The sequence below is a fragment of the Arthrobacter sp. NPDC058127 genome, from assembly GCF_042884555.1.
Classification (GTDB): domain Bacteria; phylum Actinomycetota; class Actinomycetes; order Actinomycetales; family Micrococcaceae; genus Arthrobacter.
The window spans coordinates 45,358-59,584 of the sequence record NZ_JBHVTT010000011.1 but is presented as its reverse complement, the minus strand read 5'-3'; the positions used below and the strand labels follow the sequence as shown (position 1 = coordinate 59,584).

Below are 14,227 nucleotides of genomic sequence, written 5' to 3'. Positions count from 1 at the left end.
TGGGGGGGGGTTAACGCCCCCCGGGCCCCCCCCCCCCGCCGGGGGGCGGCCGCCGTCGGCGTTTAACTCAGTTTGTCCTAGCCTTCGATCGCTGCTTTCGCGGCGGGATCGGAGTCGTTCAGGAACTTCTGGATCCGCTCCGGTTCCTCAGCTTCGCCGATGGCAGCAGATGCCCGGCCGAGGGAGTACAGAGCGCGCAGGAATCCCCTGTTGGGCTCGTGCTCCCACGGGATGGGCCCGACGCCGCGCCAACCGTTACGGCGCAGCGAATCCAGTCCGCGGTGGTAACCCACGCGGGAATATGCGTAGGAATCGATGGTCCTGCCTTCAGCCCAGGCTTCCTCGGCCAGGATTGCCCACAGCAACGAAGATGTAGGGTACTTGGCTACGAGGTCCAGGGCCTCCTGCCCCAACGCAAGGTGCTGGTACACCTCGGTCTCGGCAGGAAGAAGCGTGGGCTCCGGGCCCATCAGGTTCTTGCGGAATTCGTCGGACATTAGAAGGTCTTGCCGACCGAACCGAGCTGCTTCGCGGCTTCCACGATGCGGGCGGCCATGCCGGCCTCGGCGGAGGCGCCCCAGACGCGGGGGTCATAGGTCTTCTTGTTGCCCATTTCGCCGTCGACCTTGAGGACGCCGTCGTAGTTCGAGAACATGTGTCCGGCAACCGGGCGGGTGAACGCGTACTGGGTGTCGGTGTCGATGTTCATCTTGATGACACCGTAGGAAACAGCATCCGCGATTTCCTGCTCGGTGGAACCGGAGCCGCCGTGGAAGACGAGGTCGAACGGGTTTTCCTTGCCGATCTTGGCACCGACCTCGGCCTGGATCTGCTTGAGCAGTTCCGGGCGGAGCTTGACGTTGCCCGGCTTGTACACGCCGTGGACGTTGCCGAAGGTCAGGGCGGTCAGGTAGCGGCCGTTCTCGCCCGCTCCGAGTGCCTCGATGGTGGCGAGGGCGTCTGCGGTGGTGGTGTAGAGCTTCTCGTTGATCTCGTTCTCGACGCCGTCTTCCTCGCCGCCGACCGTGCCGATTTCAACCTCGAGGATGATCTTGGCCGCAGCCGCACGCTCCAGGAGTTCACGGCCGATCCGCAGGTTGTCTTCCAGGGTCTCGTGCGAGCCATCCCACATGTGCGAGTTGAAGATCGGGTCCTTGCCGGCCTTGACGGCTTCCTCGGAAGCAGCCAGCAGCGGCAGTACGAAATCAGCCAGCTTGTCCTGCGGGCAGTGGTCCGTGTGCAGGGCGATGTTCACGTTGTAGTTCTTGGCGACCTCGCGGGCGAAAGCCGCGAAGCCCAGGGAGCCGGCAACCATGTCCTTGACGGAGGCGCCGGACCAGTAAGCCGCACCACCGGTGGAGACCTGGATGATGCCGTCCGACTCGGCCTCGGCAAAGCCGCGGATGGCGGCGTTCAGGGTCTGCGACGAGGTGACGTTCACTGCCGGGAACGCGTATCCACCGGCCTTCGCGCGGTCGATCATCTCGGAGTAAATCTCTGGGGTTGCGATGGGCATGCTGACTCCTATGCTGATTTTCGTCTGTGGGTTTTGTTGACCCTGGAGTAGACCTATACGGCTAGGCACCATCCTAGCGACTGAAGAATCCGACATCGTGTTTCCGGTCACGGAGACGGGTAACACTTGCGGACTGTTGCGGTGCCCCCCTAAGAGGTGCTCCTTTAGGAAACCCGCTGGCCGAAGTTGTGCCGCCGGATCCAGGCGTGCATCGCAATGGCCGCGGCCGAGGCCGCGTTCATGGACCGCGTGGAGCCGTACTGCTCGATCGAAAGGGTGGCGACGGCGGCGTCGTGCACCTCGGGGGTCAGGCCGGGGCCTTCCTGCCCGAACACGAGCACGCAGTTGCGCGGAAGGTCGTAGGTTTCCAGCGGTACTGAATCCGGGAAGATGTCGATGCCGATGATAGCCAGCCCCTCCCCCTGCGCCCACTCCACGAAGTCCTCCACGGTGGGGTGGTGGCGTACGTGCTGGTAGCGGTCGGTGACCATGGCCCCGCGACGGTTCCACCGGCGTCGTCCGATGATGTGGACCTCCTTGGCGAGGAACGCATTGGCGGTACGCACCACGGTGCCGATGTTCAGGTCGTGCTGCCAGTTCTCAATGGCAATGTGGAAATCGTGCCGGTGGGCGTCCAGGTCCGCGACAATCGCTTCGTGCTTCCAATACCGGTACTTGTCCACCACGTTCCGGCGGTCGCCGTCCGCCAGGAGGTCCGGGTCCCAATGCTCGCCTTCCGGCCAGTCGCCTTCCCAGGGCCCGACGCCGACCTCGGGTTTCGCTTCGGACTCACCCTCGGCAGACGCGACGGGAGTGGAGTCGGTGGGGGCAGGGTTCTGGGGCCGGTCAGTCACTACTCAACCCTAGCCCGGGCAGCACTGCCCGCGGCGCCGAAACCCAGTGCTGTAACGCAGGACACCCGGGTGTCTCGGAGACCGAAAGATGAAAGACTTGGGACGAGAAACAGCCACTACGCGGAGGAAAAGCATGGAGAACGCAACCGAGGCCCCCAAGAGCTCAACCCTTTACCGCAACGGACATGAAATCGAATGCTGGCTGACGGATATGGACGGTGTCCTCGTCCACGAAAACCAGGCGGTCCCCGGAGCGGCTGAACTGATCCAGCGCTGGGTGGACACCTCCAAGCGATTCCTCGTCCTCACGAACAACTCCATCTTCACGCCGCGGGACCTGGCGGCCCGGCTGAGCTCTTCCGGCTTGGAAATCCCGGAGGAGAACATCTGGACGTCGGCCTTGGCCACGGCACAATTCCTCAAGGACCAAGTGCAGGGCTCGGAGTCCGGGAACCGCGCCTACACGATCGGAGAGGCAGGGCTCACGACGGCGCTGCACGAGGCCGGCTTCATCCTCACCGACCAGAACCCGGACTTCGTGGTGCTCGGCGAAACCCGTACCTACTCGTTCGAAGCGATCACCATGGCCATCCGGCTGATCCTCGCCGGGGCGCGTTTCATCGCCACCAACCCGGATGCCACCGGCCCCTCGAAGGACGGACCGATGCCCGCCACCGGCGCCATCGCCGCGCTCATCTCCAAGGCGACCGGCCGCGAGCCATACATTGTGGGCAAGCCGAACCCCATGATGTTCCGTTCCGCGATGAACCAGATCGACGCCCACTCGGAGACAACGGCAATGATCGGTGACCGCATGGACACCGATATCATCGCGGGCATGGAAGCCGGGCTGCACACCGTCCTGGTGCTCAGCGGCATCACCCAGCGCGAGGACATCGCGGCCTTCCCGTTCCGGCCTAACCAGGTCCTGAACTCGGTAGCGGACCTCAAGAACCAAATTTAAGGAAAAGGGGCTGGTGCCATGGCTGTGCTGAACCTCCGGTCCCTGGCCGGTGGCCGTATCCTGAGGGGCAGCCAGCCGTTTGGCATGGACACCGCGGCGACGTCCGACTTCCTGGAACTTCATGGCATCCAGACGGTTGTGGATCTCCGGAGCGAGTACGAGCGCGCCATCGTGCCGTGGCAACTGGCCAACGGCGCGGTGGAGCTCGTGGAGAACCCCCTCGATCCACGGACCGCTTCTGCTGGGCTCCAATCGATCCACACGGCCGAAGACCTTGGCGAGCTCTACCTTGGCTGGGTGCGCACCCGCCCGGATTGGGTGGCCGAATCGCTGCGTCCCGCGGCCCAAGGCAAGAGGACGCTCATCCATTGCTCGCTCGGCAAGGACCGCACCGGCGTCGTATCCGCTTTGGCACTCCTCGCGACGGGCGCTCACCACGCGGCCGTTGTGGCCGACTACGCCGCAAGCACCGCTGCCCTCCCCACGATGTTGGAGACCATGGCGGCGGCGTGGCGGCTGGCAGTCCCGGAGGTTCCGGAGGAAGCATTCAGTCCCTCGCTCATGCTGCTGCAATCCCCGGAAGCTGCGATGGAATACTTCCTGGACCGTTTCGGGCACGAGTTCGGCAGCGCCGCGGACTACCTCCGCGACGCTGGACTCAGCGGTTCCGAGCTGGATGGACTGCGGCCCAGGTAGCGGCGTCTTTAGCGAGCGCCGGTCAGTAGAACACCACCCGCGAGCCGGCCCGGGGCAGCGGAAAGAGATCGCTTTCCAGGTCCTCGATGATCGGATTGTAGATAAAGGGATTCCACTGGGGGCTCGCATGGGCGGGTCGGGCGCCGTCGGTCCTGCGGCCCGTGGACGCGATGTTCAGGGGGAAGGTCTTGGCCCACGCTGCCCGGGCCGTCGCGTAGTTCACCGTGTCATCATTCGGGTTTCCAATGAACGCCATGCGGGTATCCCCCAGCCTGTCGACAAACCGCGTGCCGTCGAAATGGTAGATGTAGTCCGATTCGCTCTGGATCAGGACGCTCGACGGCGCGATCGGCGAGAGCTGCTCCAGGGTCTGGTCCCAGATCTGCCCCCAAGTGCGTTCGTGCTTGTTCACCACGCGCTCGCCCAGCTCATAGCCACCGCGGAGCACCGATGGAACCTGGAAGCCGCTCTCGTACAAGAACACCACGCCGTCGAACCAGCTTTGGTCGAGGATGTCGTATTTACTGAACGGCGAAGAATCCAACAGGATCAGCTTGACGCCGATGCCGTTCCGTTCACGCAGGAGCGCTGCCACTTCGGTGGCCAACATCCCGCCGAAACTGTGGCCATAGAAATAGAGGGTGTTCAGCTTTCGCTCATTGATGTAGGCCAGCACTGCGTCCGCCACCTCAGCGACTTCCAACCCCAGGTTGGAGTATCCGACGGCGGCCATCTGGCCCCGCTGCCGGAGCGAACCGCGGAGCGAGTTGAGGATCCATTGGGCCTCTTCCCAGCTGGTCTTGTAACCCGGAAAGAGAATCCAACTCGAGTTGGGGTAGTACGACTCGGCAAAATCGTCCCCCACCGGAAGGATCTTGGTGGTGCGGCGTTCCGCCTGGACCTGGCGGGTGAACAGCATATCCGCTGCGAGGGCCGTGGAAGCACCCGCTCCGATCAGGAAGGAACGGCGGGAAAAGCTCTTCAGCTCGGCGGCTTGGCGGAGAACCCGGGCAAGGGAGCCCGGGTCCTGCCAGCGCTGCTGATTCCGGGGGAATTTCCCCGCCCGATAGTTCACGCAGCCAGCTTAGGCGCTTCGGACAACGGGCACACGGTCCCCTTGAAACCCGCTCAGGCTTGGGAGAGTTAGTCGAGTCCCAGCTCGTCCTTGCCGAAAGCGAAGAGGTACGGCACGCCGGTTTCGGCCTCGATCTTTTCCTTGGCGCCAGTGTTGCGGTCCACAATGACGGCCACGGCCACCACGTTGCCACCGGCCTTGCGGACGCCTTCGACGGCGGTCAGTGCCGAGCCGCCGGTGGTGGAGGTGTCCTCGAGGACCACGACGTTGCGGCCTTCCACCGAGGGACCCTCAACCTGGCGTCCCATGCCGTAGGACTTTTGGGCTTTGCGCACCACGAAGGCATCGACGGCACGGCCGGCGTCGGCGGCGGCGTGCATCACGGCAGTACCGACCGGGTCCGCACCCATGGTCAGGCCGCCGGCGCACTCAACGGCGATTCCGGCGTCGTCGATCATGGAGAGCATCACCTGGCCGACCAGCTTCGAAGCCTCGTGGTGGAGGGTGATGCGCCGCAAGTCGATGTAGTAGTCCGCCTCGGCACCGCTGGAAAGGATCACCTTGCCGCGGACGACCGCCAGTTCTTTGATCAATTCAAGGAGGCGGGCACGGGCAGCGGCAGTGTCAACAGCGGGAGTCATGGTGCCCATTCTACGTAAAGCCGTTCGACGCAAGGGAATGGCCGGCGTCATGGAAAGTCCGCGACGCGCATCCTGCCCTGCGCCTCGATGAATCCCTGGCGACACCGGAATCCCGGGGGCGTGAGGCTCTTTGGGTGACGCCGAGAAAATTCCGCGTCGCCAGCGCCCCGCGAAGACCCGCGTCACTCGCCGTAACCTGTGAAATATCTGCGCGGGAGGCGGTGTTGCCGGAAATATGACAACAATCGGAATCATCGGTGCAGGACACATTGGCAGCCAAGTCGCCCGCAAAGCGGTCGAACTCGGCTATGACGTAGTGATCAGCAACTCGCGGGGACCGGAAACCCTGGCGGAACTGGTGGCGGAGCTTGGCGAACATGCCCGGGCCGCAACACCGGCCGAGGCAGCAGCGGCAGGCGATTTCGCCGTCGTGACCGTTCCCCTCAGGAGCTACCAGGACATTCCCGTGGAGCCGCTCGCGGGCAAGATTGTGATCGACACCAACAACTATTACTGGGAGCGGGACGGCCGCATCCCGGAGCTGGACAAGGGAGAGGCCACCACGTCCGGCCTGCTCCAGAAGCACTTGCCCACGTCCAAGGTCGCCAAGGGCTTCAACCACATCATGGCGAAGGAGATCGGCACAGACGGAACCCCGTCCGGCACCGAGAACCGCCGCGCATTGGCCACCGCCAGCGACTACCCCGAGGCCGCCGAGCTCGTGGCGAAGCTCTACGACGAGTTCGGCTTCGACACCGTGAACATCGGGCAGCTTGATGAGAGCTGGCGCGTGGAGCGTGACCGCCCGGCCTATGTGGTGCGGCAGAACGCTGCGGAACTGAAGGACAACCTGGCCAAGGCACCGCGCACCATCTAGAAACACAGCGCAGCAGCCGCTTGCCTCAGAAGGCAAGCGGCTGCTGCTGTGTTTAAGGGCCGAAGACCGGACCCGTCAGGGTGCCGAAGCGGGGTCGACGACGGCGAACCCCGCCAACGCGGCTGCCTTGCGGACGTACGCCAGGTTCGAGGCCGTCCGTTCTTCCAAGGGAAGCTCGGTGGAAAAGTCCTCCAGCGTGACCCACGAGTCGTAGCCGACTTCAGCGAGCGCCCGGAAGTAGGCGAGGACACTTGCTTGGCCTTCGGCCAGGGGAGCCCATTCGTTGACCCACACAGCCGCACCCGATTCGTCCTTCGACCCGGTGCGGACCCAGCGCGCGTTCTTCACATGGACATGTGCCAAATAGGGGCCCAGGAGCTGGAGTGCGGGCAACGGTGATTCCCAGCCCTCGATCAGTAGGTTGCCGAGGTCATGGATAACGCCGACGTGCTGCGGATCCAGACCTTCCAGCAACCGACGGGCCGAGGAGGCCGAGGCCGTCACTGTTCCATGGTGCAGTTCCACGAGGGCTTTGACGCCGTGGTGTGCTGCGCGGGAAGCGACCCACTCGTAGTGTTCCCGGGTTGCCGCAAAGAGCTCCGGGTAGGGCAGGCCGGTGGGTTCCTGGCCGCCCATGTTCGAGTTGCCCAGGGGTAGCACGTTCACTCGGACCTGCTTGGCACCCAAGGCTGCTGTCGCCGCGAGGACTCGATCGACGTCGTCGTGGTTGTCGCAGCGGGCGTAGCCGCCGAGGCCGGAGAATTCCAGCCCTGATTCGGCGGTGAGGCGGGCAATCTCCGGGATCGAATCTTCCAGGCCCGTCATGGGCCAGGTAGCACGGTTCCCTGCCCAGAAGCCCGGTTCTGCCGCCTCCGCCTGGTCCGTGACGCGCCATTCGATGCCGTCCCACCCCTGGGCGGCAAGCTTCGTGGCGGCTTCCTGGGGCGACCACTCGGGCGTGGATGCGGTGAAGACGGAGAACTTCATGCCGATACCTCTTCGCGGGCGTCCGGGTGGGAAGCGGTCCCGCCGGTGCGGACCTCCACGTTGTTGTACTTGCCGGCTATGACATCGTCGATCAGCACAGGCTGGCCCAAGGTGGCCGAGACATACAGGGCACGCACGGTAGCCAAGGCGGTCACGGCGTCACGGACGGTGACGCCGGCGGGGCGTCCTGCGCGGATCGCCGCGATGATGTCGCGGTACTGCCGGACATGTCCAGCCGGGTACACCGTGGGATCCAGTGCCTCGACGGTATCGTCCGGGTATTTGGCGAGCTCGACGGCGGCCTGGTTGCCACCGCCGAGGATGCCCATGGCGCTGCTTTCCGAGGGATCGGCGGCGTCGGACGCGTGGAAGTACGCGAGGTCGTCGTTGTCGATCACTGCGGATCCCTTGTTGCCCATCACCTGGAGGCGGACCGTCAAGCCAGGGTACGCCGCCGTCGTCGCGTGCAACACGGCAAGGGCACCGGACTCGAAGGTGACCGTCGCTACGGCGGTGTCCTCCACCTCAACGCCTTCGTGGGCGAGAAGCGCGGTTTTGGCGCTGATCTCGATGGGCCGGCCGAGGAACCACAAGAGCAGATCCACGGTGTGGACGCCCTGGTTCATGATGGCGCCACCGCCGTCCATGGCCCAGGTTCCGCGCCACGCGCCCGAATCGTAGTAGCCCTGGCTCCGCCACCAGCTGACCGAGGCCACGGCAGAAGTTAGAGTACCGAAGCGTCCGGCTCGGCGGGCCTCGTCCACCACCCGGCTGGCCGGATCGAAACGGTGCTGGCTGATCACCGTGGCCACCAAACCCTTGGCCTCGGCGGCCTTGGCCGCAGCCAGGATCTCGTCCGCCTTGCTCAAGTCAACGTCAAGGGGCTTTTCGATCACGACGTGCTTGCCGGCGTCGAGCGCTTCCAGCGCTTGCTGGATGTGCAGGCCGCTGGGCGTCGAAATGATGACCAGGTCCACGGGTGCGGCGGCGAGCGCCTCGGCCAGCGTGGGGAAAACTGCCGGCTTCGGGTCGCCCTGGGCCTCGATCTTGGCGGCAAGCGCCTCGGATGCCTCGGCAACCACATCCACAAGGGCCGTGATGACGAGCTCCGGGAACTCGCGGACCGCGGCCGAGTGGGTGCGGCCGATGACGCCGCACCCTACGATTGCGGCGCGGATCTCGGCGCCGGGAGTGCCTGGAGCGTTTGCGACCTCGCTCACTTCGTCTCCACTCCTGCTTCATTGAGGACTTTCGCGAACGCCCTCGCTGCAATGCCAAACGCGGTCGGGCCGGAGAATCCGCCCAGCCCATGGGCGCCGGCCAAGTGCGGTTCGAGGCTCGCGAAGCCGGTGTACCCGTCGGCCTTCAAGGCCTCAACCGTGCGGAGGACATCGCCGTCGCCCTCGCCCGCCGGGACCACCGTGGCATTCGAGAACAAGGCATCCTTCACCTGCAGGTATTCAAGGTGCGGACGGAGCTTGGCGTAGCCGTCCTCGAAAGGCTTGACGCCCACCTGGACGAAGTTCGCAGCATCCCAGGCCACCTTGAGCGCGGGAGACGAGACGGTTTCGATGATGTCCAGGACCCGTTCGGGGATGTCCCCATAGATGTCCTTCTCGTTTTCGTGCAGCAGGACGACGCCGGACTCTTCCGCCACGTCCGCGAGGGCACGCATGCGTTCGATGACCGCTTCCCGGATGCTCTCCACCGCCACGTCCTCGCCGTAGTAGAAGGAGAAGATCCGGATGTAGCGGGATTCCAGGACCTGTGCGGCGTTGACTGCGCGGCGGAGCCGTTCCACCTCGTGCTCGACGGGGAGGGAAACGTCCACTTTCCCGATCGGCGAGGCGATCGCGGAAACCTTCATCTCCGCGGCATCCAGCAAGGACTTCAGTTCACGGAGCTGCGCCTCATCCAGATCCACGATGTTGGTGCCCCAGGCGCTGCGGACTTCAATGTGGTTGGCTCCCAGTGCCTGCATCACGGCAATCTGGATCTTGGGGTCGTCGTCGATCTCGTCGCCGAAGCCCGAGAGCTCCCATTCAACAGCTGGCGTGCTCATAAGTTACTTGACTCCTCCGGCGGTCAAGCCGCCCACTAGGTAACGCTGGAAAATCAGATACAGGATGACCACCGGGGCAGCACACACAAGGGATGCCGCCATCATCTGGCCGTAGAAGGGAATCGCGCCGCCTTCCTGCGAGGCACCGAAGACCTGGAGCGCGACGGCGGCCGTCTGGCTTTCGGGCCGCGTCATGACTGAGGCGAACAAGACGTCGTTCCAGCCGAGCAGGAAGGCGAAAATACCGGAAACGACGACGCCGGGCCAGCTCAGCGGGAGGATGATCCGCACCAGCACGCCCAGGTTGCTGGCGCCGTCGATCCTTGCCGCCTCTTCGAGTTCGCGCGGCAGGCCGCGCAGATAGGTGACCATCACCCAAGTGGAGAACGGCATCGCGAACGTCAGGTAGGTGACGAACAAGCCCCATTGCGTGCCGATGACCTGGATGCCCAGGTAGGTCGCGGACGATGAGAACAGCACGAAGACCGGAAGCACCATGAGGGTGCCGGGAACCGACTGGAGTCCCAGCAGCCCGCGAAGGATCGTCAGGCGGCCACGGAACTGGTAGCGGACCAGGACGTAGGCGGTGGCAATCGACATCAGCGCAGAGACCACGGCGGTGGAACCGGCCACGAGAACGCTGTTGGCCAGGCCCGTGGCCAGTCCAACGCTCGTCCAGATCGTGGAGTAGTTCTCAAAGGAGAAGCTGGACGGGAAGAACTCGCCCCGGGCCACGCCGATGTCCGAGTTCACGGACGCCAGGAAGATGTACGCCACCGGAATGAGCACCAGGGCACACAACACCGTCAGGATGATGGCGAGCATCGGCCCTGGCAGGAGCTTGGTGACTTCGTGCTGGCGTTTGGAGCCCGGGCGGAAGTTCTCGCTCGTTCGGCGTCCGACGGCGGTAGTTGCGGTGCTCACTTTTTGCCTCCGGGGGTTTCGGCGTCGTCGAGTTTGACGGCCCGCAGATAGACGAACAAGGGGATCGCGATCAGGATCAGCGAAATGAACGCCATGGCCGCGCTGAGCCCGAACCTGAAGCTCTGGAAGCTCGTGACGTAGGTGAGGATCGGGAGCAGCTCCACATCGGAAGGAGCAGGTACCCCGAACAGGACGAACGGCAAGGTGAAGTTGTTGATGTGGTGCAGCATGCCGATCAGGAACGCCAAGGAGAGCGGACCCTTGAGGTAAGGGAAGACGACGTAGCGGAGTTTGTTCCACCACAGGGCACCGTCAAGGGCCGAGGCTTCGTGGACCTCATGGTCCACAGACTGGAGCCCGGACAACGCCAGCAGGTAGACAAACGGCCACGATGCCCAGATCTGGACCAGGATCAGCGTCCAATAAGACTGGGGACCGTTGAGCCACAGGCCCGGGTCGATGCCCACCGAATGCAGCACGGAGTCGACGACGCTGCCCGGCTGGAACATGGTCCGCCACACCGTCGCCACCACGAAGGACGGAAGGACGTAGGGGATCAGGAACACGGAGCGGATCACAGCCCGGCCCTTGAACGCGTTCTGGGTGGCGACGGCACCGGCGATGCCGAGCGGGATGGTGACCACCATGGCAATCAAGGAGTAGCTGACGCTGAGCCAGATGGCGTGCAGCAGAGGCGATGCGGTCAGCGCTTCGACGAAGTTCTGGACTCCGATGAACGGAGCGCTGACCCACTTGCGCAGCGAATACTGGTCCAGGTCCAGCCCCGACATGAAGATACCGAGCAGGAGGGGCACCACGATGATGATCACCATCAGCAGGCCGCCTGGAATCAGCATCCACAAGGGGCGGTTGCGTTCGCTCAGCCCCTTGCGACGCCGCGGTGTGTCGTCCGGCGACTGCGGGTCCGGCTTGGCAGCGCGGGACGACTTGCGGCGCGTGGACTTGCCCGCAGTCAATGAATCGGTGGACATGTCAGTTCCTACTTACTTTGATGCCCGGTCAAGTGAGGCCTGGCCCTTGGTTTGTGCGTCCTTGAGGCGCGCCTGGAGGCTCGAGTCGTCCACGGAACCCTTGGAGAGGTCCGGGATCGACTGGACCACTACGTTGACGAGGGCCAACTGAATGTCGCCCCAAGCGCCGGTGAAGGGCGTTGCCTTGGACTTGGCGGCGGTATCGGCAACCGGTTGGAGTATCGGGTTATTCAGAGACTTCAGCGCCTCGGCATTGGCGGGCAGATCTCCGAAGATCTTCTGGTAGTTCAGCTGCTCGTCCTTGGACGTGATGAGGTTGATGTAAGCGAAGGCCAAGTCCTTTTGCTTCGAGTAATCAGCAACAACCACGTTGTCACCGGAGAGGATGCTGGCAGCATTCGCGGCGTCGCCCTGCGGAGACGTCTGGCCCGGGGCGGTCGTCGGCATGGCTGTGTAGGCGTACTTGCCGGCGACAGCCGACTTCTCGAGCGTCGGGACGGAGCTCGACGTCGTCATCATCAGATAGCCGGCCTTGCCGCTCGCGAATGCTGCCAGGGCGTTGCTGTTGCTCCAGCCAACTGAGGCCGGATCGACAACTTTGTCCTTGGTGAGCCAGCCGAAGTAGGTTTCGTAGGCCTTCTTGACGGTCGGGTCGTCGAGCTTGAGTGTCTTGCCGTCCACTAGCGGGTTGCCTGCCTGGACGGACATAGCCCAGATGAATTTCCACGGATCAAAGTTGTCCTTGTACCCGGTAGCGAGCCCAAAAGTTCCGGTGGCCGGGTTGGTCATCTTCTTGGCCTGGGCTGCGAGCTCGTCCCAGCTGGTGGCGGGCTTATCGATCCCCGCCGCCTTCAGGATGTCCTTGTTGTAGGCCATCACGAACGGCCGGCTGACGAACGGAATCCCCGCTTGGTGCTGTGCATCCGGGCCGGAGATGCCCAGGGCTGCCTGGTTGAACCGGTCCTTACCGCCCACCTTCTTCCAGTCGTCATCGGACAACGTCACAAAGGCCTTGGTTGCATAGGCCGTGGGGGTGAACGTGGTACCGAGGCTATAGACGTCCGGGCCTTGACCCGACACCACGGAGGTCTGGATCCGCGTGAGTTCGTCATTTCCCGACGCGAACGTTTCGAATTCAACGTCGGCACCGGTCTGTGCCTTGAACTTGGCGGCAATATCCGTGAACCACTGCTTCTGCTGTGCCGGATAGTTTGCGTTGGAGTTGACCAGGACACTCAGCTTCTTGCCCTTCCCGTCAACGGGACCGGCGCTCCCCCCGGAGCTGGTGCTGCCGCCTCCGCAGGCGGTCAAAGCTAAGGCGGCTGTTAGGGCAACAGCGGCAAATTTGGCGGACGATGCAAACTTCATTGTTTTCCTCCCTGGAGACCCGATGGCCTCGTTGGCGTGGTGCGCGTCACATCGGGTGATTTCTCCGAGTCTAGGCATGCGCAACAAGGATGACAAGCGATTGCCAAAAATTGTCTTCGGTGCTGCAATTGTGGGACAAGTCACTCGTTGTTGAGGGGCTGCGGCAGATGAGGAACACCTAGACATGGCAGAACTCCAGCTCCAGTCACCGGGCAGGCAGCCCACGATCCGCGACGTCGCGGAGCTTGCGGGAGTGGCAACATCGACAGTCTCGAGGGCCCTGAGCAATCCCGGGCGGGTAAACCACGTGACGCGCGAGCGGATCGAAGAAGCGGCCGCGCAATTGAACTACATTCCCAGCTCCCAGGCCCGCGGGCTCAGCTCCGGACGCACCCAGACCGTTGCCGTCCTGGTTCCGGACATCACCAATCCGTTCTACTTCGACATCATCCGCGGGACGCAGCACCAGTTGAAGGCTGCCGGCTACACGCAACTCCTCGTGGACACCGAGGAATCCGCGGAAATGGAGGCGGATGCCCTGCAGAAAATGCGGCGTTCAGCAGACGGTTTCATCCTTGCCGCCTCCCGCCTGACGGACGCGCAACTGGCCGAGGCCGCGACGCAGCAGCCCCTCGTCACCATCAACCGGGCTCCGGCAATCGCACCCACTGTGGTGATCGATACGCCGTCGGCCATCATCCAGGCGCTGGAACACCTGGTCTCGCTGGGGCACACGAGGATTTGCTTCGTCGGGGGCCCGGCCACCTCCTGGTCCAACGCCAAGCGGTGGCAAGCGTTCCAGGAAGAAACCGCCGAACGGAAGCTGACCACGTTCAGCGTGGGGCCGTTCGCGCCCAAGACCACATCCGGCGCAGCCGCAGCGGACGCCGCAGTGCATACGGGCGCCACTGCATGCATCGTCTTCAATGACCTGCTGGCCATCGGGATGCTGCAACGCTTGCGCGAACGCGGTATCCGGGTGCCCGACGACATGAGCATCGTCGGTTGCGACGACATCTTCGGAGCCGATTTCTGCAACCCTCCGTTGACCACCATGGCGTCTCCCATTGAACAAGCCGGGCGGGTAGCCGTCTCCATGCTCCTGTCCCGGCTGAATCCCCAGTACGGCGGCACCAGCCGGCGCCTTGCGGTCATGCCCACGCACCTCACCGTCAGGGCATCGACGGGCGCCGCGCCGTCGTAATCCCCACCGACGCTCGCTCACTTATGGTGCGTTTTGGCGCGACCCTCGCTCACATCATCTGAGCGAG

General features: G+C 64.0%; 15 protein-coding genes. 4 read left to right on the top strand and 11 right to left on the bottom strand.

Translation table 11 applies throughout. The features are described from left to right. Positions 1–77: 77 nt before the first annotated feature. From ACFVTG_RS15190 to ACFVTG_RS15180, 3 genes are all read right to left on the bottom strand, one after another. Entirely contained in the window at positions 78–497 is a 420-nt protein-coding gene (locus tag ACFVTG_RS15190; RefSeq protein ID WP_284754622.1) for a DUF3151 domain-containing protein, read from the bottom strand. Further along, positions 497–1,588 (bottom strand): class II fructose-bisphosphate aldolase, encoded by a 1,092-nt coding sequence (gene fbaA / locus ACFVTG_RS15185; protein ID WP_284754623.1) that lies wholly within the window; start codon positions 1,586–1,588, stop codon positions 497–499. The genes ACFVTG_RS15190 and fbaA overlap by 1 nt, the downstream gene beginning before the upstream one ends. Positions 1,589–1,680: 92 nt before the next feature. Further along, positions 1,681–2,370 carry a TrmH family RNA methyltransferase gene (locus ACFVTG_RS15180; RefSeq protein ID WP_390281658.1) on the bottom strand — a complete coding sequence of 230 codons (690 nt, stop codon included), beginning with the start codon at positions 2,368–2,370 and terminating at the stop codon, positions 1,681–1,683. A gap of 133 nt (positions 2,371–2,503) precedes the next feature. Between ACFVTG_RS15180 and ACFVTG_RS15175 the strand changes: the two genes are divergently transcribed. Together ACFVTG_RS15175 and ACFVTG_RS15170 are read left to right on the top strand one after the other, a co-directional pair. Further along, a complete protein-coding gene (locus ACFVTG_RS15175; RefSeq protein WP_284754626.1) occupies positions 2,504–3,334 on the top strand; it encodes an HAD-IIA family hydrolase in 831 nt (276 codons plus the stop codon). 18 nt (positions 3,335–3,352) lie between these two features. After that, positions 3,353–4,030 carry a tyrosine-protein phosphatase gene (locus tag ACFVTG_RS15170; protein WP_284754627.1) on the top strand — a complete coding sequence of 226 codons (678 nt, stop codon included), beginning with the start codon at positions 3,353–3,355 and terminating at the stop codon, positions 4,028–4,030. Between the two features lie 22 nt (positions 4,031–4,052). Here the strand turns inward: ACFVTG_RS15170 and ACFVTG_RS15165 are convergent, their stop codons facing one another. Together ACFVTG_RS15165 and pyrE are read right to left on the bottom strand one after the other, a co-directional pair. After that, the gene (locus ACFVTG_RS15165) at positions 4,053–5,105 is read right to left on the bottom strand and encodes a thioesterase domain-containing protein (RefSeq protein ID WP_390281656.1); all 1,053 of its coding nucleotides are present in this window, start codon (positions 5,103–5,105) and stop codon (positions 4,053–4,055) included. A gap of 68 nt (positions 5,106–5,173) precedes the next feature. Continuing rightward, complete coding sequence (pyrE, locus tag ACFVTG_RS15160) at positions 5,174–5,746, bottom strand: orotate phosphoribosyltransferase (RefSeq protein WP_268023778.1); 573 nt, start codon at positions 5,744–5,746, stop codon at positions 5,174–5,176. A 235-nt stretch (positions 5,747–5,981) separates the two neighbouring features. Between pyrE and ACFVTG_RS15155 the strand changes: the two genes are divergently transcribed. Continuing rightward, positions 5,982–6,623, top strand: a complete 642-nt coding sequence (locus tag ACFVTG_RS15155) for an NAD(P)-binding domain-containing protein (protein ID WP_284754630.1) — start codon at positions 5,982–5,984, stop codon at positions 6,621–6,623. Positions 6,624–6,698: 75 nt separating this feature from the next. Here the strand turns inward: ACFVTG_RS15155 and ACFVTG_RS15150 are convergent, their stop codons facing one another. The 6 genes from ACFVTG_RS15150 to ACFVTG_RS15125 all read right to left on the bottom strand — a co-directional run bounded on the left by ACFVTG_RS15150 (position 6,699) and on the right by ACFVTG_RS15125 (position 12,956). Beyond that, a complete protein-coding gene (locus tag ACFVTG_RS15150) occupies positions 6,699–7,610 on the bottom strand; it encodes a sugar phosphate isomerase/epimerase family protein (RefSeq protein ID WP_390281653.1) in 912 nt (303 codons plus the stop codon). Further along, complete coding sequence (locus tag ACFVTG_RS15145) at positions 7,607–8,830, bottom strand: Gfo/Idh/MocA family protein (RefSeq protein ID WP_390281651.1); 1,224 nt, start codon at positions 8,828–8,830, stop codon at positions 7,607–7,609. Before ACFVTG_RS15145 ends, ACFVTG_RS15150 begins: the two co-directional genes overlap by 4 nt. Next, complete coding sequence (locus ACFVTG_RS15140; RefSeq protein WP_390281649.1) at positions 8,827–9,672, bottom strand: sugar phosphate isomerase/epimerase family protein; 846 nt, start codon at positions 9,670–9,672, stop codon at positions 8,827–8,829. The genes ACFVTG_RS15145 and ACFVTG_RS15140 overlap by 4 nt, the downstream gene beginning before the upstream one ends. Before the next feature lie 3 nt (positions 9,673–9,675). Then, a complete protein-coding gene (locus ACFVTG_RS15135; RefSeq protein WP_284754733.1) occupies positions 9,676–10,497 on the bottom strand; it encodes a carbohydrate ABC transporter permease in 822 nt (273 codons plus the stop codon). A 95-nt stretch (positions 10,498–10,592) separates the two neighbouring features. Continuing rightward, complete coding sequence (locus tag ACFVTG_RS15130; RefSeq protein ID WP_390281647.1) at positions 10,593–11,588, bottom strand: carbohydrate ABC transporter permease; 996 nt, start codon at positions 11,586–11,588, stop codon at positions 10,593–10,595. A gap of 12 nt (positions 11,589–11,600) precedes the next feature. Next, entirely contained in the window at positions 11,601–12,956 is a 1,356-nt protein-coding gene (locus tag ACFVTG_RS15125; RefSeq protein WP_284754635.1) for an extracellular solute-binding protein, read from the bottom strand. A gap of 184 nt (positions 12,957–13,140) precedes the next feature. Here ACFVTG_RS15125 and ACFVTG_RS15120 point away from each other — a divergent pair, with 184 nt between their 5' ends. Beyond that, entirely contained in the window at positions 13,141–14,160 is a 1,020-nt protein-coding gene (locus ACFVTG_RS15120; protein ID WP_390281644.1) for a LacI family DNA-binding transcriptional regulator, read from the top strand. Positions 14,161–14,227: the final 67 nt, after the last annotated feature.